Consider the following 26,435-nt stretch of genomic DNA (forward strand, 5'->3'; position numbering starts at 1 on the left):
CGATCGTTCCCTACCCAGCAGTCCGCTTCTCGCGCATCCAGTATCCACCAGGGTATTGAAAAAAGACCGTCCAGTTTTTAACGTACCGATCAGTTCCATGGCAGCAGCCCCGCCCGCGCATCACCGTGACGCACCTCGGAGGAGCCATGACCCTTACCGCACCCACCCAGTTCGCCGCCCCCGCACAGCCGGTGGCCCTCGCGCCGACCATTGCACCGCACCGCGCCGGAAGCGGTTCAACTACCGTACGAGCGCCCGGTTTCAGTGCCACCGCGCCCCGCGAACTCGTCCATCGGGCAGCGATCAGCGAGGTGTTCGTCACCGACTGGGAGAGCCGGGGAGGTGACACCTACGAACTGGCCGCACAGTGGCCGCGCTGCCACAGCTTCTTCACCCCGCCTTCCAGTTCCCACCACATGCCGTCGCTTGTCGCGGAAACAATCCGACAGTCCGTTTTTGTTCTGGCGCACGCCGAGTACGGCATCCCGTTCGGCCACGCCTTCGTGATGAACGAGCTGTCCTACCGCACCAGTCGCGCCGGCATCCGGGTCGGCAGCAGCCCGGCCGACGTCCAACTCCTGGCCACCTGCACCGAGTTCACCCGCAAGGGAAGACGGGTGGCCGGCTTCAGAACCGAGGTGACCCTCTTGCGGGACGGCCGGCCCTTCGCCGCCGGCAGCGCCTCCTTCACCGCCGTCGCCCCCGCCGTCTACCGACGGCTGCGCGGCGCCCAGCACCGCGCAGCCGGACAGGGCCCCCACCTCCCCGCACCGGTCTGCCCGGAGTACGTCGGCCGCAGTTCGGCCCTGGACGTGGTCCTCGCCCCGACGGACCGGCGCGACGTCTGGCACGTGCGCGCGGACACCTCGCACCCCACGATGTTCGACCACCCCGTCGACCACGTACCCGGCATGGTGCTGCTGGAGGCCGCCTGCCAGGCCGCCGCTGCCGCCAGCCACCCCGGCACCTTCCACGCACTGCGCGTGCACGCCACCTTCGCCCGCTACGCGGAGTACGACAGCCCCTGCGTACTGACCGCGGACCACCGCCCCGAGAGCGGGTTCGCCACGGTCACCGGTACCCAGGCGGGCCAGCTGGTGTTCACCGCGACCCTCGGCAACGACACGACACTCGACTCGTACGCGGCGCCCGACCGGCACCGCCGCCCCCGCCCCTGAGCACCACCCGCACCACGGCCCCCGGCCCCTGCTCCCACCGCGGCCCGCTCGGTCCGGACGCCCAAGCCGGCGCCGGGCGGGACCGTACGGCCCGAACGCCGGTGCACGCCGAACTCCGCGCGCATCGGGGTCCGTTCACCCGCACCACGCCCGTCGCCCGGGACCCGGCCGCCCCCGCGGACCGACCACTCGGCCCGAACGTCGGGACCGGCCGTGCGGACCGGCCCGGCCGGACCAGGCGGGCGCGAAGCCGGACGGACGCGGACCGGACGGACTCAGACCAGGCGGACGCGGACCGGACGGGCCGGGCAGCTCGGAAACGCCCCGCCCCACACCCCGGCACACCCCGACCCGCCCCACCACGGCCCACCCGGCACACGCACGCGTCCGGTGCCGCTGCCGGGCGCTCAGCCCTCGCGGAGCCGCCGCCGCGGCGCAGACCTGCCGACCGGAGTCCGGCACCCGGTACGGGCCGCTGGGGCCGACGCGGCAGCGGCAGGAGCACTCGGGGCTGCGGCAGCACCCGGCCGGGCGGGGTCTGCGGGCGCGGGGACCGGCGAAGCCGGCACGCTCTGCCCGGCAGGCGCGTCGGGACCCGGCTGCTCGTCCGCCCCCTCCGCCCTGAACTGCCAGCCCGCGACGCTCGTCGCGAGCGAGGGCAGCAGCATCGCCCAGAGCTCGGCGACCCGTCCGCGGACCTCGGCGTCCGCCTTGCGGTGCCTCGCGTGCGCGTACGACACCACCGAGATCGCCAGGGTAGCGACCGCTCGCGGCGCGTGGTTGGGCAGCAGGCTGCCGTCTCTCTCGGCCTCGACCGCGACCTCCTGGAAGGTCTCGTACCAGGTGCCGAAGAAGTGCATCGGCGAGCCGCAGTCCGTGTCGCGCTCGGCGGCCAACCGGACGCCGGCGCGGACGAGTTCGTCCCGCATCAGCTGGTCGGCGATCAGATGGGTCATGTCGACCAGCGTCTGAAGCGCGGGCAGGCCGCGGTCGCGCAGGTTCTCCAGACTCTCCCTGGACGCCTCGCAGCCCGCCGCCTGGACCGTGTCGGCGAGCTGGGCCTTGTTGGAGAAGTGGAACGACAGCGCCCCCTTGCTCACCGACGCACGCCGGCTGACGCCGGTGAGCGTCGTGCGCTCGTAGCCCTCTCTGTCGAACATCGCCGCGGCGGACAACACGAGTGCGGCTCTCGTCCGTTCGGCCCGCTCTTGTCTCATCACGCAGTCCTTCGGCCGCCGGTGGCCCCTCCGCGCTTCGACCCGCGCGTACCGACCGGCAGGGCGGGCGAAGGGCTGCGGGGCCTGGAAGAGATTGGTCCTTGCAAGAGTAAAAACAGCGCAAGCGGTATGTCAATGAGCCGGCCAGGCCCCTTCCTGCCACCCACAGGACGCCGGACATCCACACAACGACCGCGAGAAGACCTCCCCCGCGCGCCGCACCGGAAACGCGGGTCATTCACTCCCGCCCTCGCGCACCTCGATGACCTGCGATTTCCCCCATTTCCCCCGAAGCTCCCAGCCTGCCCCACCAACAACTCCCTCTCCCGGGCTTTACAAACATACGGGTTGGTTTGTTATCGTCGTCAACACGATGCCTGCGGTGTTGGCGCGTACAGCACACGGCGGTGGTCGACTCACCGCCCGTGGCTCCCGCCCACCGCCGGAGGCATCCCACCCCCCGCGGGAGAAGCGGCTGCGAGGGCCTTCCCAGATCCGCAGAAGACGGCACCGAGGGGGATGAAGTGAGCACGACGACGAGTCCGGTTCTCCGACATCTCACGCCAGACACTCCGGCCCACGAGCTGAGCACCGTCGCCTTCGCCCCGCTGCGCCGGAGCGACCAGCGCCGAAAGGCCGCGAGCTACGTACGCGGACTGCTGGAGGTGGAGGGGCGCAAGTCGATGCGCGGAATCGCCACCCTCGCCGGCGACAAGTCGCTGGAGCAGAGCCTCCAGCACTTCGTCAGCAGCTCCACCTGGCGCTGGTCCGACATGCGCGCGGCCGTCGCCCAGTACCTCGACCACACGCTGCGCCCCAGCGCCTGGGTGGTGCGCCGCCTGGTGATCCCCAAGGCCGGTTCGCACTCCGTCGGCGTCGCCCGCAGGCCGCTGGTGGGGTCCGGACGCGCGGTCAACTGCCAGGAGGCGTACGGGGTATGGCTCGCCAACGAGCAGGTGGGCGTGCCCGTGCAGTGGGAGTTACAGCTGCCGTCCGAATGGCTCGACTGCCCCGAGCGCCGCAGCGGAGCGGGCATTCCGGACGACATCCACGCCCGTTCGCCGCTGCACATCGCCGTCGCCGCCGCCCGCGAGATGGCCGACGGCTGGGCTCTGAGCCGCCGCCCCGTGGTCCTCGACTGCGGCGAGGACGTCACCGCCGCCGTGGCGGCCCAGCTCATCGCCGCCCGCCTCCCCTTCATCGCCCGGATCGGCGTGAACAGCGAAACCCTGACCCCGGCGGACACCGCGCTCTCCGGCTACCGAAGACAGTCGGTATCCGCACGACAGGTCACGGACGCGGCGCGGCGGCTGCGGCGCCCCGTGGAGTGGATCGACCCCGTCTCGGGCCTGCTGCGCACCAGCCTGGCCGCCAAGGTCCCGGTCTCGCTCGGCGCCCCGCAGCCCGGCCGCGCAAGAGGCGGCCTCCACACCGCGGGCGGGACCCAACTCTCGTACCAGCCGGGCCAGTTCAGTCTGGTGGCCGAGTGGGAGAACCCGTACGGCAGGCTCACGCACGCCTGGCTGACCGACCTCACCGACGCACCCGTGGACACACTGCTGCGGCTGACCAAACTCGTCCGCAGGGTGGACCGGGACCTGGTCGACATCTCCTACCCCGTCGGCCTGCGGGACTTCGAGGGGCGCACCTACGCCGGCTGGCACCGCCACACCACGCTCGCCTCCGTCGCGCACGGCCTCGTCGCACTGTCCGCCGACCGGAACCGCCGGCAGGTCCCGCACGTCCCGCGCACCGTCGCCGCCACCTTCCGCACCCCCACACCCACCCCCGCGCCCGCGCCCGCAGCAGCCGCAGCGATGCGCACGGGCTGAACCGACAAACGCCCCGACAGCGCCCCCGTTCAGCAGCGGCGCAGCGCCGCAGCGACCCGTTCGGCGCCCGGGCCCGCACGGCACAGCCTCCCGCGCCCGCCCGGCGCCGCGAATCGGCGACTCCCCTGCCCCGGGCGTCGCACCGGCCGCACCGGGCATCCGCGGGCCCCGCGACGATCCAAGCGGACACCGCGGACGGCGCCGTCCCCGCCGAGCACACGAGGCAGAGCCCACAACCACCCGGCCCACAGCCACCCGGCAGACCCGCCCCCGAACCGACCCCGCAGTCCCCGGTTCAGCACACCTCGCGACCCCGCAGACCCCGCGGGCAGCCCGCTCACGACTCCCGCCCGCGGACACCGGCCGCGGACAAACGAAAAGGTCCCCCGACCTGCTCGGACGCAGGGCGGGGGACCTCTTTCGGAGTGGAGCCTAGGAGAGTCGAACTCCTGACATCTGCCATGCAAAGACAGCGCTCTACCAACTGAGCTAAGGCCCCGAAGCACCACAAGCGTACCTGGTCCTCGGACTGATCACCGACCGGGTATCGCCCCGCACATCCGCGCTCCGTAGGATGCGGGGAAGTTCGCTGGCGCGAAGCGAACAGGGGAGACCAGGGGAGACACCATGGACGCAACGCAGCAGGACTCGACGGCGAAGGCCAGGGAGCTTCAAAGCTCCTGGTACGGCGAGCCGCTGGGGACTCTGTTCCGGCGGCTGATCAGCGATCTGGGTCTCAACCAGGCCAGGCTCGCGACCGTGCTCGGGCTGTCCGCGCCGATGCTCTCCCAGCTGATGAGCGGCCAGCGCGCGAAGATCGGCAACCCCGCGGTCGTCCAACGGGTCCAGGCCCTCCAGGAGTTGTCCAGCGAGGTCGCCGGCGGGCACCTGAGCGCGGCCGAGGCCACCAAGCGCATGGAGGAGATCCGTCGGACCGCGGGCCAGAGCGTGCTGGGCGGCACCGCCGGCGGGGGCGGCACCGGGCAGCAGACCACGGTCAAGCGAGCGGTGCGCGAGATCCAGTCGCTGATGCGCGCGATCTCCGACGCCCAGGGCATCATCGAGGCGTCCCAGCTGCTCGCCGACGACCATCCGGAGCTCGCCGAGTTCCTGAAGGTGTACGGCGCAGGGAAGACCTCCGACGCGGTCAAGCACTACGAGGCGCACCAGGGTTGAGCCCGGGCCGCACGGCCGCAACGTCACGGCGGAAACGTCACGGCTGAGCGGTCCGCCGGAATCGTCCCCGCGGGTCGCGGAGATCCGGCAGGCGTCGGCCGTCCGGCAGCGGCCGTCGGCCTGCGACCGCGTCGGCCCCGACGGCGCGACCGGCCCGGACGGCGTCCTGCGACAGCGCAGGCAGGCAGGCAGGCAGGCAGGCAGGCAGGCAGCCGACGACAGCGCCGGCAGCGAACGGCAGTCAAACGAACAACCCGAGCAGATGGTCGACAGTTCGAGAGGGCGGGCGCAGCAGCATGGGTGAGGTCTTCGCGGGCCGGTACGAACTGGTGGACCCGATCGGGCGCGGCGGCGCGGGAGCCGTCTGGCGCTCGTGGGACCACCGACGGAAGCGCTATGTCGCGGCGAAGGTGCTGCAGCAGTCGGACGCGCACACGCTGCTGCGGTTCGTGCGCGAGCAGGCGCTGCGGATCGACCACCCGCACGTACTGGCACCCACCAGCTGGGCCGCGGACGACGACCAGGTGCTCTTCACCATGGACCTGGTCAGCGGCGGCTCCCTCGCCCATCTCCTCGGCGACTACGGCAAGTTGCCGCCCGCGACCGTACTGACGCTGCTGGACCAGCTGCTCGCCGGACTGTCGGCCGTCCACGCGGAGGACGTCGTCCACCGGGACATCAAACCGGCCAACATCCTGCTGGAGGCGACCGGTACGGGCCGCCCCCATCTGCGCGTCTCCGACTTCGGCATCTCGATGCGCAAGGGCGAGCCGCGGCTGACCGAGACCAACTTCATCGTCGGCACACCCGGTTACTTCGCACCCGAGCAACTCCTCGGCGCCGACCCGGACTTCACCGCCGACCTCTACGCGGTCGGCCTGGTCGCGCTCTACCTCCTGACCGGCGCCAAGCCGGACTCGCGCGCGCTGGTGGAGACCTACCGGCGCGAGGGCGGCGTACCCGCGGCCCCCGAGGACGTGCCCGAACCGCTGTGGCACGTGCTCGGCACGCTGCTCCAGCCCGACCCGGCCGCACGGTTCAAGACCGCGCTCGGCGTGCGCAAGGCCCTCGCCGACTGCGGCGAACTGCTCAAGTCCCCGGCAGGCGGGGGCGGTTCACCGACGGTCGAGGTCCTCGACCAGATCGGCCCGCTGCCGGCGGGCTACGGCCCGGACGGCCCTCAGCCGTCCGGCGCCCGGGCACTCCAGGACGAGCCGACCAGGACGGCGGCCGGCCCGCCGCCGGGCGCACCCCCGACCGGCGCACCCCGGGCCGACGCGGGTCCCACCGGTACCGCCCACCCCGGCGCGGCCTCGGAGACCGGCAGCTTCCGCCTCGCCCCGCCGAGTTCCCCGCCGCACGCCTCCCCGCACTCCCCGCCGCCCGAGCCCACCGCCGTATCGCCCGCGGCGCCGTACGCGCACCCGACGGAAGGCGCCTACGGGTATCCGCAGCAGACGGGCGACGCGGCGACGCACCCGGCCACCGGCCAACTCCCCGGCGCGCACCCGCAGTCGGCCCGGAACACCGCACCGCGTCCCGGCCCCTCGGCCAAGGTGGCCGTACCGGTGCTGCTGCTGGCGTTCGTCCTCATCGCCGTCGGCGTCTGGGCACTGACCCAGAGCTGACCCACGGAGCCGAGCCCGCACGGGGGCGGCGTGTGCCGTGAGACCCGTACGCGATACGGCCCGTACGTCGTAAGACCCGTACGTCGTACGGCCCGTACGCGTGCCCGTGCCCGGACCGCGCGCTCCCGCCCGTACCTGCGCCGCCCCCGTCCCCCCGCGGACGCGGGCCCCGGCCGCCCGCGAACGGGCGCCGCCCGGCCGGAGTCCGGGCACACGGAGGCCCGGGGCGCATCGCCACCCCGGGCCGGCTACGGCGGTGCGGCCGATACGGTGCGCACCGGCCGCCGCGCTACCGCTGCGGACCGCCCGGACCGCCCAGGCCGCCCGGACCGCCGCCAGCAACGCCCGCGCCCGCGACGGCGGTACGCCTGCGGGCGAGCGCCGTCCACGCTCCGAGGCCCAGCACCAGCGCGACGCCGGAACCGATGCCCACGATGCCGACGACCAGCATCGCCCCGCTGCCCGCCGCCTCGTCGGCGCTCAGCCCCTCGCGCGCGGCGTCCCGGTCCTCGTCGGTGACGGCGAAACCGGCGGCCCTCGCGTCCCCGTCGTAGTCGGGCGCCTCCTCGGGCGCACCGCGGAGATTGACCCGCAGCGTGACGGCGGCGCCGTCCTCGGGGAAGTACTGCTGGAGGTCGGCGCTCATGGTGACGGCGAGGGTGTAGAAGCCGGCGGTGCTCAGCGCCCGGCCCTCGCTGTCGTAGCGGTTGCCGTAGTCGATCGGGCGCAGCCCGAGGGAGGCGGCGCTCTGACCGCCGTCGTAGGACTCGAAGTTGTCGTGAACGACCGCGCAGCCGGCGGAGGTGTAGGCGTGCAGGGCGAAACCCTTGTACACCGTCTCCCGGCTGCTCTCCTCGCCCGCCTTCGGGGCGTTGGGCAACTCGACCCGGGCGAAGAGCTGTTGACCGAAGTCCACCGGCACCCGGTAGTAGCGCGTCTCGCCGGGCAGCACCCGGTCGCGCCAGACGCCGGCGGCGACCGGCCGGGCGGTGCTCATGCCCGTACCGCCCCTGACCTCCTTGGCCTGCCCGCTCGGCGGCGCGGGCGGCTCACTGCTCCAACTGCCCTTGGGCGGAACGGCCGGGCGGCTGCCCTTGAGGCCGGGTTCGAGTGCGTAACGGATCTCGATCGGCCAGTCGCCGGGGTCCGAGCCGGACTCGTCCGGCCGCGTCACCGTGAAGAGGTACTGGTCCGCCTGCTGGCACTCGTCCGAGTCCCCGCCGATCCGGCGCGAGGCGTACGCCACGATCGGGTACGGCGTCGTGTCGCCCTGGAAGGCGGCGTCGTCGGAGGAGCAGGAGGTGCCGTCGGTGCCGGCCAACTCCACTTCCAGCGAGTCGTAGTCGCCGAGTTTGATGCCCGCCGCCGGGTGGGCGAGGGCGGACAGGTGCGCGGTCTGCTCGGAGTCCAGATCGACGCGGTAGTGCTTGGTCTCACCGGGCCCGAGGGTGTCCTTGTAGTAGCCGGTGTCGGCCAGGTCCGGGGCGTCGGTGCTGCCCTCGGTGCCCTCGACCTCCCGGGCGTCCTCCGCGACCGTGTACGCGGCGGGCTCCGCCGCACTGCCGCCCTGCTCGTCGGCCGCACGTGCGGTGGTCGCGGGCAGCGCGACGGCCGCCGTGCACAGGGCGGCCAGCGCCGCGACCGACCGGTTGGCCCGAGGCCGACCGGCACTTGCCCCACTTCGCGTCTTCATCCGCGCCCCTCGTTCGACTCCCCTGCCCGGCCGCTCCATCGTGCCCGGGCTCCAACTCTCCCGCCGCGCGGGGGTGTTCACCCCCGTCGTCCGGCCCTCGGCTCGTTCACGCCGACGGCCCACCGCGCATCCGACGGCCCACCGCGCGCCCGGCGATCGACCGTGCGCCCGGCGACCGGGCCTCCGTACCGCCGGCACACGAAGGCACCACCGCGCGCCCGCACCGCCGCGGCCGTACGCCCCGCCCGGCCGCGCCGCCGGGGCTCGGGCAACCTGTTGACATCAGCAACGTTCGCGAGCACCGGCGCCCAACTCCCGTTCCGCACAGGGCCGATGACCACCTGCGGACCCCGGCGCCCGCACACCTCGGGCACACCTCGGCCTCGGCGCGTACGGCTCATGCCTCTTCCCCCGGTCCGGACGGCGTGCGGTGCACCGGCACACGACTCGGGACGCGCACGGTGTGCGCCGACGTCCCGAAGCTGCCACGACCGTATGAGTTTGCTCTCGCATAGCTCAAGTGGAGGGCCGTCACGGTCCTGCAACACGTGGGCCCCGGCGCCCCTCGCACCCCGGCGCACACGGCTCACGAGCCGGTCCCGCCCGTACACCGCGCGCCCGTGCCACGGGCGCCGCACGACGAAGCCCCGGCCTGCAGCCGGGGCTTCACCAGACTCTGGACTGCTTGCGGGGGTCAGACACCCTGGCCGGAGGACGGCACGGGGTCGGTGGCCTCCGTCCACAGGTCCTGCTCGGCCCGGTCCGCCTGGATCTGGCGGTACACGAGGAGTCCACCGATGGCGGCCAGCGCGACCAGGAGAAGCTTCTTCACGGCGCTACCTCGTCCTTCTCAAAGACGTCGAAAACCATTCTGGCGCCCGATGATACCGAACGTACGCGCTCACCACGGAGGCGTGCACCCGGCGTATCGGGCCTGTCGGCCCACCCTCCCAGACCTCGGCGCGAGCACGACAGAACGCACCCGCCTGTGCATTTCGTGTGCGCACTGTGCGGATCTGATGAATTGCCGCGCATCCCCCTCCCTTTCGGCGCTCCTCGCCTCGACTCTGTGAACACCAGCGTTCGTGAAAAACGTGGGCCCGCCACTGAAGTCCCGCGAACGCCAACCGACCGTCACCACACGCGAGATGAGGTGCGTTAGTGCGCACGAGAATCCGTAACACGGCCCTCCTGGCCGGCGCCGCCCTGATACCCGTGACCGCCCTGGCGGCCGGCACGGCCCACGCCTCCGACACGGCCGCCGCGCCCACGGCCTGCGTCGACACGATGCTCTTCCAGGCCGGCGGCAACGGCGACGGAGAGGGCAAGGTCTTCGACGCCAGCAACGCCAAGCTCCCGGCCGGCGTCGGCTTCACCAAGATCTCCTACTCGGCGTCGATCTGGCCGCTGCCGGGCCAGACCATCTCCCTGGACGACTCCGTCGCCGAGGGCGTCGAGAAGATGACCAAGGAGGTCAAGGACTTCCACGCGGCCTGCCCGGGCTCGAAGATCACCATCACCGGGTACTCGCAGGGCGCACTCGTCGCCGGCGACACCCTCAAGGTGTTCTCCGACTCCGACGCAGTCCCGCACTCCCGGATCAACGGCGTCCTCTACGCCGACGCGCGCCGCCCCGGCGTCAACGGCGGCCCCGGCGGCGTCATGACCAACCTGCCGTCGTTCATGCCCGGCATGACCATGCGCGGCCCGCGCCCGATCGAGAACATCGACGTCAAGACGATCTGCAACAAGAACGACGGCATCTGCCACTCCGAGAACCCGATCACCAACCTGCTCGGATTCGCCAACGGCGTCGTCGGCTACCTGATGACCGACCACCAGTACGCCATCGACCCGCACCACGAGCAGGGCACCGGCAACTTCGTCATCGACCAGCCGCCGCGCGTCCCGCACGGCGCCCCGCTGCCGATCCCGGTCCCGCCGCCCTACGAGTGGCTGAACGGCGACATGCCCGCCGCCAAGGCGAAGGTCGCCGAGATCCGCAAGCTCGTCGCCGCCGCGCTCCCGGCCGAACAGCGCGACCGCCTCAACGAGTTCCCCTGGCTCTCCGTCCCCACGGACTGAGCCACGCACCACCCGGCCCGGCCAACAACCGCCGCACGGAACCTGTCCCCGCCCCGACCGACTCCCGGCCGGCGCGGGGACGGGCGGCCGGTACGAACAGCGGGCACAGAAAAAGGCCCCCGACGGAAATCCGCCGGGGGCCTCGCTGCTGTGGGGCTAACAGGACTTGAACCTGTGGCCTCTTCCTTATCAGGGAAGCGCTCTAACCGTCTGAGCTATAGCCCCGCGCTGCACCGAAAGATTAGCGCACATCAGCCTGTGCCCCAAATCGTTTCCCGGGCGCTCCCCGGCGGCTCCCCGACGGGCGGCGGGCCCCGGCGGCAACAGTGCCGCCGGGGCCCGCCAACTGCGAGGATCCGTGCCGGACCAGAGGGGTTACTCGTCCTCCGCCAGCGTCAGTTCGACTCCGCCGACGAAGCCGGCCGAGAGGTTGTAGACGAAGGCGGCAAGAGTGGCGAGCGCGGTCGCGAGCACCACGTCGATCGCCGCGATCACCGAGGTGAACAGCAGCACCCTCGGCAGCGAGAGGAAGGACTCCAGATCGAAGCCGCCGCCGTCCGCGGACTCGGTCGCCTCGCCCAACGTGGCGCCGATGGAGGAGAAGACGCCCATCGCGTCGAGCACCATCCACAGCACCGAGACGGCCACGATCGTGCAGATGCCGAGGGCGATGGACAGCAGGAAGCTGACCTTCATCACCGACCACGGGTCGATCTTCGCGACGCGCAGCCGCGCCTTGCGCACTCGGGGGACCGTCCGCGCGTTGGTCCGCGGGCGCCGGGCACTGTCGTGTCCGAGGTCCTCGGCCTCCTCCGCGGGGCCGCCGGTCGGGCCCCGGCCCGAGTCCCGGGCCGACCGGTCCCGTTCGCCGGAGTCCCGCGGCGGGGCCTGCGGCGGCTGGGGCCCCGGGCCGCCCGGCGGGGCCGGGTAGGCCTGCGGCGGATAGTGCGGCTGTGCCTGGGGCTGAGAAGGCTGGGCACTGGTCATCGTCGCTCCCGCACGGTGGGGTAGGCGCTGTACGCCGCGCGCGGGCGGACGAGCGCGGCCGGGCACACGACCCGGACCGCCTCATCCGCAGTCACGCTCACGACGTCAGTCCTCGCTGCCGGTGTTCTCGCTGCTCTCCGAGGTCTCGCGGTCCTCGGCCTCCGCGTCGGACGGCCGCTGCTCCGCGGCAGCCTCCACGGCCGCTTCGACGACGGCCTCGACTTCCTCGGCCTCGCGACCCTCCTCGGCGTTGCGGGCGACGCCGACGACGGCGTCCCGCTTGCCCAGGTTGATCAACGAGACGCCCATGGTGTCACGACCGGTCTCCCTGACACCGCTGACTTGCGTGCGGATCACTCCGCCGCTCAGCGTGATCGCGAGGATCTCGTCCGTCTCCTCCACCACGAGCGCGCCCACGAGTTCGCCGCGGTCCTCGACGATCTTCGCCGCCTTGATGCCGAGGCCGCCGCGGCCCTGCACCCGGTACTCGTCGACCGGGGTGCGCTTGGCGTAGCCGCCGTCGGTGGCGGTGAAGACGAAGGTGTTCGCCCGTACGACGTTCATGGACAGCAGCTCGTCGCCCTCGCGGAAGCTCATTCCCTTCACGCCCGAGGTCGCCCGGCCCATCGGCCGCAGGGTGTCGTCGGAGGCGGTGAAGCGGATCGACTGGGCCTTCTTGCTGACCAGCAGCAGGTCGTCCTCGGCGGACACCGGCTCCGCGCCGATGAGTTCGTCGTCGCGGCCGTCCGCCATCTGCCGGAGGTTGATCGCGATGACACCGCCGGAACGGGGCGAGTCGTAGTCCTTGAGCGGCGTCTTCTTCACCAGACCGGACTTGGTGGCCAGCACCAGGTAGGGCACGGCCTCGTAGTCGCGGATGGCCAGGATCTGGGCGATCTGCTCGTCCGGCTGGAAGGCGAGCAGGTTGGCCACGTGCTGGCCGCGCGCCTCCCGCCCGGCGTCCGGCAATTCGTACGCCTTGGCGCGGTAGACCCGGCCCTTATTGGTGAAGAAGAGCAGCCAGTGGTGCGTGGTGGAGACGAAGAAGTGGTCGACGATGTCGTCCTCCTTCAGCTTCGTCCCGCGCACGCCCTTGCCGCCGCGCTTCTGCGCCCGGTAGTCGTCGGTCTTGGTGCGCTTGACATAGCCGCCACGCGTGATGGTGACGACGATGTCCTCCTCGGCGATCAGGTCCTCGATGGACATGTCGCCCTCGAAGGGCACCAGCTTGGTGCGCCGGTCGTCGCCGAACTTGTCGACCAGCTCCGCCAGTTCCTTGCTGATGATGCTGCGCTGGAGCTCGGGCGAGGCGAGGATCGCGTTGTACTCGTTGATCTTCGCCTGGAGCTCGTCGTGCTCCGCGGTGATCTTCTGCCGCTCCAGGGCGGCCAGTCGGCGCAGCTGCATCTCCAGGATCGCGTTCGCCTGGATCTCGTCGATCTCCAGCAGGCCCATCAGGCCGCTGCGCGCCACGTCGACCGTGTCGCTGCGCCGGATCAGCGCGATGACCTCGTCGATGGCGTCCAGCGCCTTGAGCAGACCGCGCAGGATGTGGGCGCGCTCCTCGGCCTTGCGCAGCCGGAAGCGGGTGCGGCGGACGATGACGTCGATCTGGTGGGCGACCCACTGGCGGATGAAGGCGTCCAGCGACAGGGTGCGCGGCACTCCGTCGACCAGGGCCAGCATGTTGGCGCCGAAGTTGGTCTGCAGATCGGTGTGCTTGTACAGGTTGTTCAGCACGACCTTGGCGACCGCGTCCCGCTTGAGGACGATCACCAGTCGCTGGCCGGTGCGCGAGCTGGTCTCGTCCCGCACGTCGGCGATGCCGGCGACCCGGCCGTCCTTGACCAGGTCGGCGATCTTCAGCGCGAGGTTGTCCGGGTTGACCTGGTACGGCAGCTCGGTGACGACCAGGCACTGACGGCCCTGGATCTCCTCCACCTCGATGACGGCCCGCATGGTGATCGAGCCGCGACCGGTGCGGTACGCCTCCTCGATGCCGCGGTGGCCCACGACCAGCGCGCCGGTGGGGAAGTCGGGGCCCTTGATGCGCTGGAGCAGCGCGTCGAGCAGCTCCTCCCCGGTGGCCTCCGGGTTCTCCAGGAACCACTGGGCGCCGGCGGCGACTTCGCGCAGGTTGTGCGGCGGGATGTTGGTGGCCATGCCGACCGCGATACCGGCCGAGCCGTTCACCAGGAGGTTCGGGAAGCGCGACGGCAGGACCGTCGGCTCCTGGTTGCGCCCGTCGTAGTTGTCCTGGAAGTCGACGGTCTCCTCGTCGATGTCCCGGAGCATCTCCATGGCGAGCGGCGCCATCTTGCACTCGGTGTAACGCATCGCGGCGGCCGGGTCGTTGCCCGGGGAGCCGAAGTTGCCGTTGGAGTCGACCAGCGGCATCCGCATCGACCAGTGCTGGGCGAGGCGTACGAGCGCGTCGTAGATCGAGGTGTCGCCGTGCGGGTGGTACGTGCCCATGACGTCGCCGACGACGCGGGCGCACTTGTAGAAGCCCTTCTCGGGCCGGTACCCGCCGTCGTACATCGCGTACAGCACACGGCGGTGCACGGGCTTGAGCCCGTCCCGCACGTCCGGCAGCGCACGCGAGACGATGACGCTCATCGCGTAGTCGAGGTACGAGCGCTGCATCTCCGTCTCGAGGGTGACGGGCTCGATGCGCTGGGTCGGCTCCTCGGCGGTCACCGCGGCGTCGGGCTGCTCCGCCTCGGGCGGGGTGCCTGGGGTGTTCTCGTCGGCCATTGCTGTTCAAGTTCCTTTTCTGGATGCGGCTTCGGGCCGACTCAGATGTCGAGGAAGCGGACGTCCTTGGCGTTGCGCTGGATGAAGTTGCGCCGCGACTCGACGTCCTCACCCATGAGGATGGAGAACAGGTCGTCGGCCGCCGCCGCGTCGTCGATGGTCACCTGGCGCAGCACCCGGGAGTCGATGTCCATCGTGGTGATGCGCAGTTCCTCGGCGTTCATCTCGCCCAGACCCTTGAAGCGCTGGACGGAGTCGTGCTTGATCCGCTTGCCCTGCGAGCGGCCGAGCGCGATCAGCTGGTCCCGCTCGCGGTCGGAGTAGGCGTACTGGTGGTCGTCGCGGCCCCACTTGACCTTGTAGAGCGGAGGCTGGGAGAGGAAGACGTGGCCCGCCTCCACCAGCGGACGCATGAAGCGGAACAGCAGCGTGAGCAGCAGGGTGTTGATGTGCTGGCCGTCGACGTCGGCGTCCGCCATCAAGATGATCTTGTGGTAGCGGAGCTTCTCGATGTCGAAGTCCTCGTGGATGCCCGTGCCGAAGGCCGAGATCAGCGCCTGGACCTCGGTGTTCTGCAGGACCTTGTCGATCCGCGCCTTCTCGACGTTGAGGATCTTGCCGCGGATCGGCAGGATCGCCTGCCACTGCGGGTCGCGGCCGGATTTGGCCGAACCGCCGGCCGAGTCGCCCTCGACGATGAAGATCTCGCACCGGGACGCGTCGTTGGACTGGCAGTCCGAGAGCTTGCCGGGCAGCGAGGCCGTCTCCAACAGGCCCTTGCGCCGCGTCAGGTCACGCGCCTTGCGCGCCGCGACCCGGGCCGTCGCCGCCTGGATGCCCTTGCGGATGATGTCCGCGGCCTCGACCGGGTTGCGGTCGAACCAGTCGGTCAGATGCTCGTGGACGACCTTCTGCACAAAGGTCTTCGCCTCGGTGTTGCCGAGCTTGGTCTTGGTCTGGCCCTCGAACTGCGGCTCGCCCAGCTTGACCGAGATGATCGCCGTCAGACCCTCGCGGATGTCCTCACCGGTGAGGTTGTCGTCCTTCTCGCGCAGCAGCTTCTTGTCCCGCGCGTAGCGGTTGACCAGACCGGTCAGCGCCGCCCGGAAGCCCTCTTCGTGGGTGCCGCCCTCGTGCGTGTGGATGGTGTTCGCGAAGCTGTAGACACCCTCGGTGAACTGGGTGTTCCACTGCATCGCGATCTCCACCGAGAGCATCCGCTCGGTGTCCTCGGCCTCGATGTCGACGATCGAGGGGTGCACCGGCTCGCCCTTGCGGGAGTTGAGGTGGCGCACGAAGTCGGAGATGCCGCCCTCGTAGTGGTACGTGACCGTGCGCGCCTTGTCGTCGTCCGCGGAGTCCGTGGTGTCGGCGCCCGAGGTCTGCTTCGCCGACTCGCGCTCGTCGGTCAGCGAGATGGTCAGACCCTTGTTGAGGAACGCCATCTCCTGGAGCCGCCGGGAGAGCGTCTCGAAGGAGTACTCGGTCGTCTCGAAGATGTCGCCGTCCGCCCAGAACGTCACGGACGTCCCGGTCTCCTCGGTGGCCTCGTTCTTCGCCAACGGAGCGGTCGGCACGCCCAGTTCGTAGTCCTGGGTCCAGCGGTGGCCGTCCGTTCTGACCTCGACGGCGACCCGCTTGGACAGGGCGTTCACCACGGAGACGCCGACGCCGTGCAGACCGCCGGAGACGGCGTACCCGCCACCGCCGAACTTGCCGCCCGCGTGCAGCACGGTCAGCACGACCTCGACCGCGGGCTTGCCCTCGGAGGGAACGATGCCCACCGGGATGCCGCGGCCGTTGTCGATGACGCGCACGCCGCCGTCGGCCATGATCGTCACGTCGATGGTGTCCGCGTGGCCGGCCATCGCCTCGTCCACGGCGTTGTCCACGACCTCCTGCACCAGATGGTGCAGACCGCGCTCGCCGGTGGACCCGATGTACATGCCGGGCCGCTTGCGGACCGCGTCCAGACCCTCCAGGACGGTGATCGCGCTCGCGTCGTACGACGCCTCACCCGCGGCCACGGGAACTGCGTCCCCCGGCACGGAGTCGGCGGACGACGGATTCTCGTTGGGGTTGCCGGAATCGGCCACGAAGCGCCCTTTCTGGCACAGCACAAGCCGGACTCCCGGCTCCGGGAGCGGCTGCGTCGTTCGACTGGGTCCGCGAGCTCGCGGATACGAGTCAGTCTACCGCTACCGAAGGAGTGAATGGGGGTTTGAGGCCGCCTGAGTCCGCATGTGCCGCCCTGAACCTCCTTCCGCCGACTCCCCATATGGGGACCAGGGGCCGGGGACGCTCACACCGGCACTCAGCGCTTCTCACCGACAACGACTCGTCACTGTGTGCGCAATCACCCTGCACACCGCTTTGACCTGCACAGACGGCACGGTCACCGCACCGGAGGAGGTACCGGCGGGACGTACCGCCGGCACGACCCGACGCTCACCAGCCGTCGGCGTCCCGGCGCGAGGTGCCCGGCACCCGCAGCGACCCGTACCGACGCGGCCCGCCGCCGGGCGGCAGAACCTTGATGGCGCGCACCGTGCCCCGGCCCAGCTCCTGGTTCAACCGGCGTACGAGATCCGGGGCCATGTGGCGCAGCTGCGTGGCCCACGCCGCCTCGTCGCAGCGCACCGCGAGCACCCGGCTCTCCTCGTCGTAGCGGTCGGGCTGCCAGTGCTCCGCGTTCTTCTCCCCGACGATCTCCGCCCAGCGCCCGGCGACCCCGCCGACCGCCATCGGCATCTCCCAGCCGCGCTCGGCCTTCAGCCGCTCCAGCGCCACTCCGAGCGGCAGCGGGTCCCGGCCGTCCCGACGCGCGCCCGAGCGCGGCCCGCCGCCCTCGCGCACCTGGCGCCGCTGCCGGGCGTCCGCGCCGCGCTCCTTCGCCCGCTCCCGCGCCGCCTGGAGCGCGACCCGCGCGAGGTCGAGCCCGGAATGCCGGGGCGCCTCCCGCCCGCCGTCCGACGGCGCGTCCGGACCGCTGCCGGACGGGCTGTTTCCGGCGGCGCCGCTGCCGCCTGCACTGCTGCCGTTTGCGCCGGTGCCGTTTGCGCCGCTGCCGGACGGGCTGTTTCCGGCGGCGCCGCTGCCGCCTGCACTGCTGCCGTTTGCGCCGGTGCCGTTTGCGCCGCTGCCGGACGGGCTGCTGCCGGGCGCTCCCTGCCCGCGGCCCGACGCAGCCGCACCCGACTGCTGCTCCCGCTCGCTGCTCACGCCGGCGTCACCTCCCCGCCGGCCACCGCGTACCGCGCGCCCGCCAGAGCCCCGGGCACGTCCTCGGCGACCGCCGCCGTCACCAACACCTGCTCGCCGGGCGCCACCAGCTCCGCCAGACGGTCCCGCCGGCGGCTGTCCAGCTCGGCGAAGACGTCGTCCAGCACCAGCACCGGCTCGTTCCCCTCCGCCCGCAGCAGGTCGTACGAGGCCAGCCGCAGCGCCAGCGCGTATGACCAGCACTCGCCGTGGCTCGCGTACCCCTTCGCGGGCAACTCGCCCAGGCGCAGCAGGAGTTCGTCGCGATGCGGACCGACCAGGGTCACCCCGCGCTCGATCTCCTGCTTGCGCGCCCCGGCCAGCGCCTCCAGCAACCACCGCGCCAGCTCCGCCCGGTCCCCGCCGGGCAGCTCCCCGCCGGAACCGCGGTACGCCAGCCGCGCCGGGCCACCGCCCGGGGCAAGCTCCTCGTACGCCTTGTCCACCAACGGCTCGAGCACATGCAGAAGTTGGAGCCGCTGGGCCAGCAACTCGGCTCCCGCGGTGGCCAGATGCTGGTCCCAGACGTCGAGGGTGGACAGGTCCATACTGCGTCCACCGTGCCGCCTGGCCATGGCCGCTGTCTTCAGCAGGGTGTTGCGCTGCTTGAGCACCCGGTCGTAGTCGGCCCGCACTCCGGCCATGCGCGGCGAACGGGCAGTCATCAGCTCGTCGAGGAAACGCCGCCGCTCACCGGGGTCGCCCTTGACCAGGCTGAGGTCCTCCGGCGCGAACAGCACGGTGCGCAGGATGCCCAGCACATCGCGCGGCTTGACCTGCGAAGAGCGGTTGATCCGGGCGCGGTTGGCCCGCCCCGGGTTCAGCTCCAGCTCGATCAGCTGACGGCGTTCGCCCTGGACGACCGCGGCGCGCAGCACCGCGCGCTCGGCGCCCTGGCGCACCAGCGGGGCGTCCGTCGAAACCCGGTGGCTGCCCAGATGTGCCAGGTAGCCGACGGCCTCGACGAGGTTGGTCTTGCCCTGCCCGTTGGGCCCGACGAAAGCGGTGACACCGGGGGAGAGCGCCACCTCGACGGCCGGGTAGGAGCGGAAGTCGGCAAGCGAGAGGTGGGTGACGTGCATCGCCGTTCGCCCACCTTCCGCAGCCGGCGGCGGGAACGCTCCCGCCCGGCCTCTCACTGTCCGCTGTGATCGTCAACCTGCTTGATCCACAGGGCTGTTGACACCCTGTGGACAACGCGTGTCGGGCAACTGCCCGCCGTCGGCTACTTCTTGCTCTCCACCGCGTGGCCGCCGAACTGGTTGCGCAGCGCGGCGATCATCTTCATCTGCGGCGAATCGTCCTGGCGCGAGCCGAAGCGCGCGAACAGGGAGGCGGTGATGGCCGGCAGCGGCACCGCGTTGTCGATGGCGGCCTCCACCGTCCACCGGCCCTCGCCGGAGTCCTGGGCGAAGCCGCGCAGCTCGTGCAGGTGCTCGTCGTCGTCCAGCGCACGCACCGCGAGGTCGAGCAGCCAGGAGCGGATGACGGTGCCCTCCTGCCAGGACCGGAAGACCTCCCGCACATCGGTCACCGAGTCGACAACCTCCAGCAGCTCCCAACCCTCCGCGAAGGCCTGCATCATGGCGTACTCGATGCCGTTGTGGACCATCTTGGCGAAGTGGCCGGCGCCGACCTTACCGGCGTGCACCGCGCCGAACTCGCCCTCGGGCTTGAGCGCGTCGAAGACCGGCTGCACCTTGGCGACGTCCTCGGCCGCGCCGCCGTACATCAGCGCGTAGCCGTTCTCCAGGCCCCAGACACCGCCGGAGACACCGCAGTCGACGAAGCCGATGCCCTTGGCGGCCAGCTCCTGCGCGTGCTTCTCGTCGTCCGTCCAGCGGGAGTTGCCGCCGTCCACCACGACATCGCCGGGGGACAGCAGCTCGCCGAGCTCGTCGATCGTCGACTGGGTCGCGGCGCCGGCCGGCACCATCACCCACACCACGCGCGGCCCGCTGAGCGAGTCCACCAGCTCCTTGAGGCTGTGGACGTCGGCGAGCGCCGCGTCGCGGTCGAATCCCACGACGGTGTGGCCTGCGCGGCGGATGCGCTCGCGCATGTTGCCGCCCATTTTGCCGAGACCGATGAGACCGAGCTCCATCAGCGGGCCTTTCTGAAGATCACCACGCACGGGACACACCGCACGCGGGCGGGCGAGAAACGCACCGCCTGTGTACTGCCTGACGGAACGAGCCTACGCCCGCCCTCCGCTGCACGTCTGTGGGCTCCGCCGCTCATACGAACTCGGCGAAACCCCTGCTCGGAAGGGCAGTCAGCCGCTCAACCTGACAGGCATGATCAGGTACTTGTAGGTGTCGTCCGCCTCCGCGTCCAGGGCCGGCTTGCCGCCGAGCAGCGCGGGCTTGGTCGAGGTGGTGAACGAGAGCTGGGCGACCGGCGACTCGATGGCCTTGAGGCCCTCCAGCAGGAAGCCGGGGTTGAAGGCGATCGAGATGTCGTCGCCGTCGAGCTGGGCGTCGACCCGCTCCACAGCCTGTGCGTCGTCGTTCGAGCCGGCCTCCAGGATCAGCACGCCCTGCTCGAAGCTGAGCCGCACCGGGGTGTTCCGCTCGGCGACCAGGGCCACACGCTTGACGGCCTCCTCGAAGGGGCCGGTCTCGATCACGGCCACCGAGTTGAACTCGGTGGGGAAGAGCGTGCGGTACTTGGGCAGATCGCCCTCCAGCAGCCGCGTCGTCGTACGGCGGCCCGCGCCCTCGAAACCGATCAGGCCCTCGCCCGCACCGGAGCCGGAGAGCGCCAGCGAGACGTGGTCGCCGCTGCTGAGCGCCTTCGCGGTCTCCAGCAGCGTCTTCGCCGGCACCAGGGCCACCGCGGAGGTGTCCGCCGACTCGGGCTTCCACAGGAACTCGCGGACGGCGAACCGGTAGCGGTCGGTGGAGGCCAGGGTGACGGTGTCGCCCTCGATCTCGATCCGCACACCGGTGAGCACCGGCAGGGTGTCGTCACGGCCGGCGGCGATGGCCACCTGCTGGACGGCTGAGGCGAAGACCTCGCCCGGCACCGTCCCGGTCGCGGTCGGCATCTCCGGCAGCGAGGGGTACTCCTCGACCGGCAGGGTGTGGAGCGTGAACCGCGACGAGCCGCAGACGACGGTCACCCGTACACCGTCTGTGGAGATCTCCACCGGACGGTTCGGCAGCGCACGGCAGATGTCGGCGAGCAGCTTGCCGGAGACCAGGACCGTGCCCTCGTCCTCGATCTCTGCCTCGACCGAAACCCGCGCCGAGACCTCGTAGTCGAAACCGGAGAGGCTCAGCGAGCCCTCCTCCGCCTTGAGCAGCAGTCCGGCGAGTACCGGGACCGGTGGGCGGGCAGGGAGGCTCTTGGCGGCCCATGCCACCGCCTCCGCCAGGACGTCGCGCTCTACCCGGATCTTCACCTTCAGCCGCCTCCTGCTGTTGCTGGTTGCCGGGGACCAGTCTGACGCACACCGCTGACACCTGTTGCTGCTCGGGGTCAAGTCATCGAGGCGCGGGCCGAGCCGGTCGAACCCAACTTGTGCACAGGACCTGCTTCAAACCGAATTCCGAGCTCTAACTATGTGGTCTCAGTAGTAGGTGCTGTGGAAACGGTGGAGAACTGCCTTCTCACAGGTCAGAGGCGATTTTTTATCCACGTCGCCTGTGGGCGGACCAGTGGATGAACCAGGGGTTTCTGTGGACGGCCGGAAGTTGTGCACATCCCGTCCCCAGGAGAGCGGTACTTGCCCACAGCTCCGTCCCCAGGATTACCCCGGTTCTCAACAGATCAATCTCGCGGTTCCGTGTGACGCGCTTCACTCGAACCAGTGAGAGGGCGAGTTGGGTTTCCGAACAGTGGACAGAGGTGTGGAGAAGCTGGGGACAACCCACCCCTCCCTGTGGGCGAGCAGTGGACAACCAGCCGTCGATGCTGACGGGCCCTCAGGTTTCCCCAGGCTGTGGACAAGTTTGCTCCACAAATCCACACCCCTCCGACCTGCGATGACGCTACCTCAACTGCCTTGTATGTGGACGCAGTCTGGAAAACTGAGTACTCCCCAGGGTGTGGAAGTCCACGCCTGGGGGTTTCTGTGGATGACACCCCCTCTGAGCTGTGGATTCGAACACTTCGGAGACGCCGGACGAGCCCGTCGGCCTTCCCGCTCGCTTGCTGCGGCTGGCGGATATGCGTGGAATGCGATGGTTTGCGAGTTCTGCGAACGGGCAACACGGCGGCCGCTCACTCCGGTTGGGCGCGCGCGTCGCGCATCGGAACGCCGTCCGGACGCGCCGCCGGAGCCCGTCGCGGAGCGCGGGTGCTGCGGGGAAGCTGCGTCGGATCCCCGAGTACGAGGAGCCCGAAGAGACGATCAGCGCCGCGGTCCGCGCCCGAGGTCGCGGCCCAAGTCGTCCGGCCCGCGCGGCGTTTGCCCGGCACAGCCCGACCCGCTCACGTGCACACGGCGGGGAGCAACACAGCGGGAGAAGAAGCCGAGGCAGCAGCACGGACACGGCAAGGCACGGCACAAGAACAAGGACCAAGGAGAAGGACACAGTCAAGGCGGAGAGGCGGTGGCTGCCGTCCGGAGCGGGGCACCGGCCGGGGAGCGAACCCGCGGATGAGCCGGGCGCCGCGGTGTCGTGCGCCGACGGGCGGGCGCGGGCGCGGTCGTGGCGGCGACGGGGCGTTGCGGCTCAACCGCGCCCCGGACGTCCCCAGCTCTCGGCCGGACAGCGCCGGGCGTACGACCGCAGTCCTCCGGGCCTCCCGGGCCTCACCGGCCCTCTGAGCCTCACCGGCCCTCTGAGCCTCACCGGCCCTCTGAGCCCTCCGAGTTGTGCGTCCACCGGGCGTCGCCGACCCGACCGCTCGGGCACGGGCGACTGCTCGGGTAGGGGCGGTCGGGTCGGCGACGGGCCACCGCCCGGGCCGCCCGCACCGGCCGGGCCGGCCGGGCCGGCCGGGGGCGCACCGAAGCCGCGGCGGCTCCCGGGTCGCCTGCGGTTCGGGCGTCAGCCGTTCTTGATGCGGTTGGTCAGCTCGGTGACCTGGTTGTAGATGGAGCGCCGCTCCGCCATCAGCGCGCGGATCTTGCGGTCCGCGTGCATCACGGTGGTGTGGTCCCGGCCGCCGAACTGCCCGCCGATCTTCGGCAGCGAGAGATCGGTCAGCTCCCGGCAGAGGTACATGGCGATCTGGCGGGCCGTCACCAGCACCCGGCTGCGCGAGGATCCGCAGAGGTCGTCCACGGTCAGGCCGAAGTAGTCGGCGGTGGCGGCCATGATCGCGGGAGCGGTGATCTCCGGAGTCGCGTCCTCACCGCCGGGGATGAGGTCCTTGAGGACGATCTCGGTGAGCCCGAGGTCCACCGGCTGCCGGTTGAGGTTCGCGAACGCGGTCACCCGGATCAGGGCGCCCTCCAGCTCGCGGATGTTGCGGGAGATGCGCGAGGCGATGAACTCCAGCACCTCGGGCGGGGCGTTGAGCTGCTCCTGCACCGCCTTCTTGCGCAGAATCGCGATCCGGGTCTCCAGCTCGGGCGGCTGGACGTCGGTGATCAGGCCCCACTCGAAGCGGTTGCGCAGCCTGTCCTCCAGGGTGATCAGCTGCTTCGGCGGCCGGTCGCTGGAGAGGACGATCTGCTTGTTCGCGTTGTGCAGGGTGTTGAAGGTGTGGAAGAACTCCTCCTGCGTCGACTCCTTCTGGGCGAGGAACTGGATGTCGTCGACGAGCAGGATGTCCATGTCGCGGTACCGCTTGCGGAACGCGTCGGCCTTGCCGTCCCGGATCGAGTTGATGAACTCGTTGGTGAACTCCTCCGAGCTCACGTACCGCACCCGCGTACCGGGGTAGAGGCTGCGGGCGTAGTGGCCGATCGCGTGCAGCAGGTGCGTCTTGCCGAGGCCGGACTCGCCGTAGATGAAGAGCGGGTTGTACGCCTTGGCGGGTGCCTCGGCGACGGCGACGGCGGCGGCGTGCGCGAACCGGTTGGACGCCCCGATGACGAAGGTGTCGAAGAGGTACTTCGGGTTGAGCCGCGCGGTCGGCTCGCCGGGGCCGGTCGCCGGCGCCGGCTGGGCCGCCAGCGGACCGGGTGCACCGCTGGGCGCGGGCAACTGCGGTGCCTCGTCGAAGCGTTGAGGGGACAGACCGGGGCGGGTGCCGGGGTGTGCGCCCGGGTGCGGGTCGTAGCCGGTGTGGCCGCCCGCGCCTGCGCCACCGGGCGGGCCCTGCCGCCCGGACCCGGAGGCCCCGCCGCCCTGGTGGCCGGGGCCGGCGCCTGGACGGTCGCCGCCGGGGTGCGAGCGCTGGCCGGGCGGGCGGGCGTCGTAGCCCTCGTACCCGTCGTAGTTCTCGTAGGTGCTCTCGTAGCCCTCGTACCCGCCGTAGGAACCGTTGTCGTATCCGCCGGGTGCGTGTGTCTGGGGCGGGTGCCCGTAGCTCTCGCGCGGCTGCCAGGAATCGCCGTCCCGGCGCGGCCACGCCCCGGGCTGGTGCTCGGGCCGGGCCTGCGGCCGCGGGGCGTGCGGGTAGTCCGGGTAGGCGGCACGCGCGGTGGGCAACTCCCGGTCCTCGTAGGTCTGTTGCTCCTCGTACCCGCCCGGCTCGTAACCGCTCTTCTCATAGCCGGGCTGCTCGTAGCCGGGCTGGGAGTCGTAGCGCTGCGGCTGCTCGTAGCCCTGCGGCTCCTCGTAGCGCTGGGGCTCCTCGGGCCGGCGTCCGTCCTCGGCGCGGCGCGGATCGAAGCCCTGCTGCCGAGACTCGGGGGTGTGCCGGCCCTCTGCGGCGTGACGGGGCTCGGAGGCGTGGCGGCTGTCCGGGGAGTGCCGCGCCTCGGAGGTGTGCCGCGCTTCCGAGGGGTGCTGCGCGCGCGGTTCGGGAATCGGTGCGGGCGCGGGCAGCGGATCGGTCACGGTGATCGCGAGCCGGATGGCCTGCTGGCACTCGCGGCTGAGCGCCTCGGTGATCATCGGCGCCAGACGTCCTTCGAGGACCCCCTTGGCGTACTCGTTGGGCACGCCGAGCAGCGCGGTGCCGGAGACCAGGACCAGGGGCTGGCAGTCGCGCAGCCACCGCTGGTCCTTGGCTTCGACGCCCTGCCCCTCGTCAAGGAGCTGGTCCAGCACACGCGGCCACACTGCGGCAAGATCGGCAGGCAGTTCAGCCACGGGGCACGCTTCTCTCAACTCGGGGGAGGACACTTCTTCCCGGAGCCGCTGCGGGCCTCGCCGGGTCTCGTCGGATTCTTGCTCGGCTGTTCTTGCTCTGGCTGTTCTTGCTCTGGCGTCTGTCGGTGCCGTCGGGTCTCGTCCGGCTTGTCGGATCCGTCACGGCTGCTCGGGCCGCGCGCAGCCGTTCCGGCACGACCGGTCGTGGCCTGTGCGACGGACCCGACGGGCGGTCGGTGCTCGACGCACGGTTGGTCCACGGGGCGGTCGGAAGCAGGGCGAAGTACGTCACGGTAGTGCGCCGGGCAGCGGCGCCTCAAGTTGTTGTCCACAGGGTGTGTGTAAAGGTGCCATGCCAGGTCACCCCTGTGGGTACGGGGGTGTCGGCGCCTGGCGTACGGTGTAGCCCTACTGCCGGGCCGTCGGACGACGTCGGACAGTCCGGCGGGCGATGGGTGCGCTCGCGATCACCTGGGCCGGGTTTGACCGGATGGAGTAGCCGCGCGTACCGTATCGAGGTCGAGTTGTCGATGGCTGCTGCCGCCTGCCTCCGATGGGCAACGATCCACTGGGATCCGAAGCGGTGCACTCGGGCGTTGCGAGCTACTCGTGGGCGCACGGTGACAGCCAGTCGGCGCCCACATTCCGTCTCATCCGAGACGCACGTCTTTACTGGAGCCCCCGAGTGAGCAAGCGCACCTTCCAGCCGAACAACCGTCGTCGTGCGAAGACCCACGGCTTCCGGCTGCGCATGCGGACCCGCGCCGGCCGCGCGATCCTCGCGTCGCGCCGTGGCAAGGGTCGCGCCCGCCTGTCGGCCTGACAGCCTGACCCGCAGGTCATGACGTGCTGCCTACCGAGCACCGGCTGAGGCGGCGCGAGGACTTCGCGGTCGCGGTACGACGAGGGCGCCGAGCCGGACGCCCGTCGCTCGTCGTCCATCTACGCAGCGGTAGAAACCCGCATGCGCTCGGGGATTCGACTCCTCCCGCGCGTGCGGGTTTCGTCGTCAGCAAGGCCGTGGGGAACGCCGTTGTCCGCAACCGCGTCAAGCGTCGCCTCCGTCACCTGATACGCGACCGGCTGGCCTCGGTGCCCGCAGGTAGCCTGGTGGTGGTGCGGGCGTTGCCCGGCGCGGGAGAAGCGGACCACAGGCAACTGGCCCGGGATCTCGACGCTGCGTTGCAGCGGCTGCTTGGAGGGCCACCGTCGTGAAGTACCCGCTGCTGGGGTTGATCAAGCTCTACCAGTGGACCATCAGCCCGATGCTCGGGCCGGTCTGCCGGTACTACCCATCGTGTTCGCACTACGGGTACCAGTCGATCGACCGGCACGGAGCGGTGAAAGGGACGGCACTGACCGCCTGGCGCATCCTGCGCTGCAATCCGTGGTCGCCCGGCGGCGTCGACCACGTTCCTGCCCGGAAGCACCCGGTCTGGCATCAGCGGATTCGCAACCGCTGGC

Annotated in this window: 18 protein-coding genes, 2 tRNA genes and 1 pseudogene; 8 read left to right on the plus strand and 13 right to left on the minus strand. The window is 71.1% G+C overall.

Translation table 11 applies throughout. The annotated features are described in order from the left end of the window. The first annotated feature begins 146 nt into the window (after nucleotides 1–146). On the plus strand, nucleotides 147–1,178 hold the full coding sequence (locus tag MTQ01_RS00865; protein WP_247486356.1) for a ScbA/BarX family gamma-butyrolactone biosynthesis protein: 1,032 nt from the start codon (nucleotides 147–149) through the stop codon (nucleotides 1,176–1,178). 407 nt (nucleotides 1,179–1,585) lie between these two features. Here MTQ01_RS00865 and MTQ01_RS00870 read toward each other — a convergent pair whose 3' ends face one another. Further along, a complete protein-coding gene (locus MTQ01_RS00870) occupies nucleotides 1,586–2,395 on the minus strand; it encodes a ScbR family autoregulator-binding transcription factor (protein ID WP_247486357.1) in 810 nt (269 codons plus the stop codon). Nucleotides 2,396–2,919: 524 nt separating this feature from the next. Between MTQ01_RS00870 and MTQ01_RS00875 the strand changes: the two genes are divergently transcribed. Further along, complete coding sequence (locus MTQ01_RS00875) at nucleotides 2,920–4,227, plus strand: transposase (RefSeq protein ID WP_247486358.1); 1,308 nt, start codon at nucleotides 2,920–2,922, stop codon at nucleotides 4,225–4,227. Between the two features lie 426 nt (nucleotides 4,228–4,653). On the opposite strand, the gene MTQ01_RS00880 is transcribed toward MTQ01_RS00875, so the two are convergent. Then, nucleotides 4,654–4,726 (minus strand) — tRNA-Ala (locus tag MTQ01_RS00880). A gap of 128 nt (nucleotides 4,727–4,854) precedes the next feature. Between MTQ01_RS00880 and MTQ01_RS00885 the strand changes: the two genes are divergently transcribed. Together MTQ01_RS00885 and MTQ01_RS00890 are read left to right on the plus strand one after the other, a co-directional pair. Then, the gene (locus MTQ01_RS00885; RefSeq protein ID WP_247486359.1) at nucleotides 4,855–5,403 is read left to right on the plus strand and encodes a DNA-binding protein; all 549 of its coding nucleotides are present in this window, start codon (nucleotides 4,855–4,857) and stop codon (nucleotides 5,401–5,403) included. 296 nt (nucleotides 5,404–5,699) lie between these two features. Continuing rightward, the gene (locus MTQ01_RS00890) at nucleotides 5,700–7,031 is read left to right on the plus strand and encodes a serine/threonine-protein kinase (RefSeq protein WP_247486360.1); all 1,332 of its coding nucleotides are present in this window, start codon (nucleotides 5,700–5,702) and stop codon (nucleotides 7,029–7,031) included. Between the two features lie 289 nt (nucleotides 7,032–7,320). Here MTQ01_RS00890 and MTQ01_RS00895 read toward each other — a convergent pair whose 3' ends face one another. Together MTQ01_RS00895 and MTQ01_RS00900 are read right to left on the minus strand one after the other, a co-directional pair. Next, a complete protein-coding gene (locus MTQ01_RS00895) occupies nucleotides 7,321–8,724 on the minus strand; it encodes a hypothetical protein (protein WP_247486361.1) in 1,404 nt (467 codons plus the stop codon). 694 nt (nucleotides 8,725–9,418) lie between these two features. Beyond that, complete coding sequence (locus MTQ01_RS00900) at nucleotides 9,419–9,556, minus strand: DLW-39 family protein (RefSeq protein ID WP_211041725.1); 138 nt, start codon at nucleotides 9,554–9,556, stop codon at nucleotides 9,419–9,421. Nucleotides 9,557–9,885: 329 nt separating this feature from the next. Here MTQ01_RS00900 and MTQ01_RS00905 point away from each other — a divergent pair, with 329 nt between their 5' ends. After that, a complete protein-coding gene (locus tag MTQ01_RS00905) occupies nucleotides 9,886–10,809 on the plus strand; it encodes a PE-PPE domain-containing protein (RefSeq protein ID WP_247486362.1) in 924 nt (307 codons plus the stop codon). Nucleotides 10,810–10,960: 151 nt separating this feature from the next. On the opposite strand, the gene MTQ01_RS00910 is transcribed toward MTQ01_RS00905, so the two are convergent. From MTQ01_RS00910 to dnaA, 9 genes are all read right to left on the minus strand, one after another. After that, nucleotides 10,961–11,034 (minus strand) — tRNA-Ile (locus tag MTQ01_RS00910). Nucleotides 11,035–11,184: 150 nt separating this feature from the next. Continuing rightward, nucleotides 11,185–11,796: a DUF3566 domain-containing protein gene (locus tag MTQ01_RS00915; protein WP_247486363.1), complete on the minus strand. Its 612-nt coding sequence runs from the start codon at nucleotides 11,794–11,796 to the stop codon at nucleotides 11,185–11,187. Between the two features lie 105 nt (nucleotides 11,797–11,901). Next, on the minus strand, nucleotides 11,902–14,553 hold the full coding sequence (gene gyrA, locus MTQ01_RS00920) for a DNA gyrase subunit A (protein WP_247486364.1): 2,652 nt from the start codon (nucleotides 14,551–14,553) through the stop codon (nucleotides 11,902–11,904). Between the two features lie 41 nt (nucleotides 14,554–14,594). Continuing rightward, nucleotides 14,595–16,673 (minus strand): DNA topoisomerase (ATP-hydrolyzing) subunit B, encoded by a 2,079-nt coding sequence (gyrB, locus tag MTQ01_RS00925; protein ID WP_308294340.1) that lies wholly within the window; start codon nucleotides 16,671–16,673, stop codon nucleotides 14,595–14,597. A gap of 328 nt (nucleotides 16,674–17,001) precedes the next feature. Next, on the minus strand, nucleotides 17,002–17,775 hold the full coding sequence (locus tag MTQ01_RS00930) for a DciA family protein (RefSeq protein WP_247486365.1): 774 nt from the start codon (nucleotides 17,773–17,775) through the stop codon (nucleotides 17,002–17,004). Beyond that, entirely contained in the window at nucleotides 17,772–18,896 is a 1,125-nt protein-coding gene (recF, locus tag MTQ01_RS00935) for a DNA replication/repair protein RecF (RefSeq protein WP_247486366.1), read from the minus strand. Before recF ends, MTQ01_RS00930 begins: the two co-directional genes overlap by 4 nt. 143 nt (nucleotides 18,897–19,039) lie before the next feature. Continuing rightward, on the minus strand, nucleotides 19,040–19,918 hold the full coding sequence (gnd, locus tag MTQ01_RS00940; RefSeq protein ID WP_247486367.1) for a phosphogluconate dehydrogenase (NAD(+)-dependent, decarboxylating): 879 nt from the start codon (nucleotides 19,916–19,918) through the stop codon (nucleotides 19,040–19,042). A gap of 171 nt (nucleotides 19,919–20,089) precedes the next feature. Beyond that, a complete protein-coding gene (dnaN, locus tag MTQ01_RS00945) occupies nucleotides 20,090–21,220 on the minus strand; it encodes a DNA polymerase III subunit beta (protein WP_247486368.1) in 1,131 nt (376 codons plus the stop codon). Between the two features lie 1,594 nt (nucleotides 21,221–22,814). Further along, nucleotides 22,815–24,971 (minus strand): chromosomal replication initiator protein DnaA, encoded by a 2,157-nt coding sequence (gene dnaA / locus MTQ01_RS00950; protein WP_308294341.1) that lies wholly within the window; start codon nucleotides 24,969–24,971, stop codon nucleotides 22,815–22,817. A 685-nt stretch (nucleotides 24,972–25,656) separates the two neighbouring features. Here dnaA and rpmH point away from each other — a divergent pair. From rpmH to yidD, 3 genes and pseudogenes are all read left to right on the plus strand, one after another. Further along, nucleotides 25,657–25,794, plus strand: a complete 138-nt coding sequence (gene rpmH / locus MTQ01_RS00955) for a 50S ribosomal protein L34 (protein WP_003949374.1) — start codon at nucleotides 25,657–25,659, stop codon at nucleotides 25,792–25,794. A 23-nt stretch (nucleotides 25,795–25,817) separates the two neighbouring features. Beyond that, complete coding sequence (rnpA, locus tag MTQ01_RS00960) at nucleotides 25,818–26,186, plus strand: ribonuclease P protein component (protein WP_247486369.1); 369 nt, start codon at nucleotides 25,818–25,820, stop codon at nucleotides 26,184–26,186. Beyond that, nucleotides 26,183–26,428: pseudogene (yidD, locus tag MTQ01_RS00965) on the plus strand (membrane protein insertion efficiency factor YidD); the annotation flags it as partial. The gene rnpA and the pseudogene yidD, both read left to right, overlap by 4 nt. Between the last annotated feature and the right edge of the window lie 7 nt (nucleotides 26,429–26,435).

It is taken from the genome of Streptomyces sp. XM4193 (assembly GCF_023072595.1).
In the GTDB taxonomy this organism is placed as follows: domain Bacteria; phylum Actinomycetota; class Actinomycetes; order Streptomycetales; family Streptomycetaceae; genus Streptomyces.

Excerpts from the sequence above, each read along its gene's own strand:
- recF (WP_247486366.1), bottom strand. The coding sequence starts at position 18,896 with ATGCACGTCACCCACCTCTCGCTTGCCGACTTCCGCTCCTACCCGGCC.
- MTQ01_RS00915 (WP_247486363.1), bottom strand. The coding sequence starts at position 11,796 with ATGACCAGTGCCCAGCCTTCTCAGCCCCAGGCACAGCCGCACTATCCG.
- MTQ01_RS00890 (WP_247486360.1), top strand. The coding sequence starts at position 5,700 with ATGGGTGAGGTCTTCGCGGGCCGGTACGAACTGGTGGACCCGATCGGG.
- MTQ01_RS00865 (WP_247486356.1), top strand. The coding sequence starts at position 147 with ATGACCCTTACCGCACCCACCCAGTTCGCCGCCCCCGCACAGCCGGTG.
- gnd (WP_247486367.1), bottom strand. The coding sequence starts at position 19,918 with ATGGAGCTCGGTCTCATCGGTCTCGGCAAAATGGGCGGCAACATGCGC.
- gyrA (WP_247486364.1), bottom strand. The coding sequence starts at position 14,553 with ATGGCCGACGAGAACACCCCAGGCACCCCGCCCGAGGCGGAGCAGCCC.
- MTQ01_RS00885 (WP_247486359.1), top strand. The coding sequence starts at position 4,855 with ATGGACGCAACGCAGCAGGACTCGACGGCGAAGGCCAGGGAGCTTCAA.
- MTQ01_RS00895 (WP_247486361.1), bottom strand. The coding sequence starts at position 8,724 with ATGAAGACGCGAAGTGGGGCAAGTGCCGGTCGGCCTCGGGCCAACCGG.
- MTQ01_RS00870 (WP_247486357.1), bottom strand. The coding sequence starts at position 2,395 with ATGAGACAAGAGCGGGCCGAACGGACGAGAGCCGCACTCGTGTTGTCC.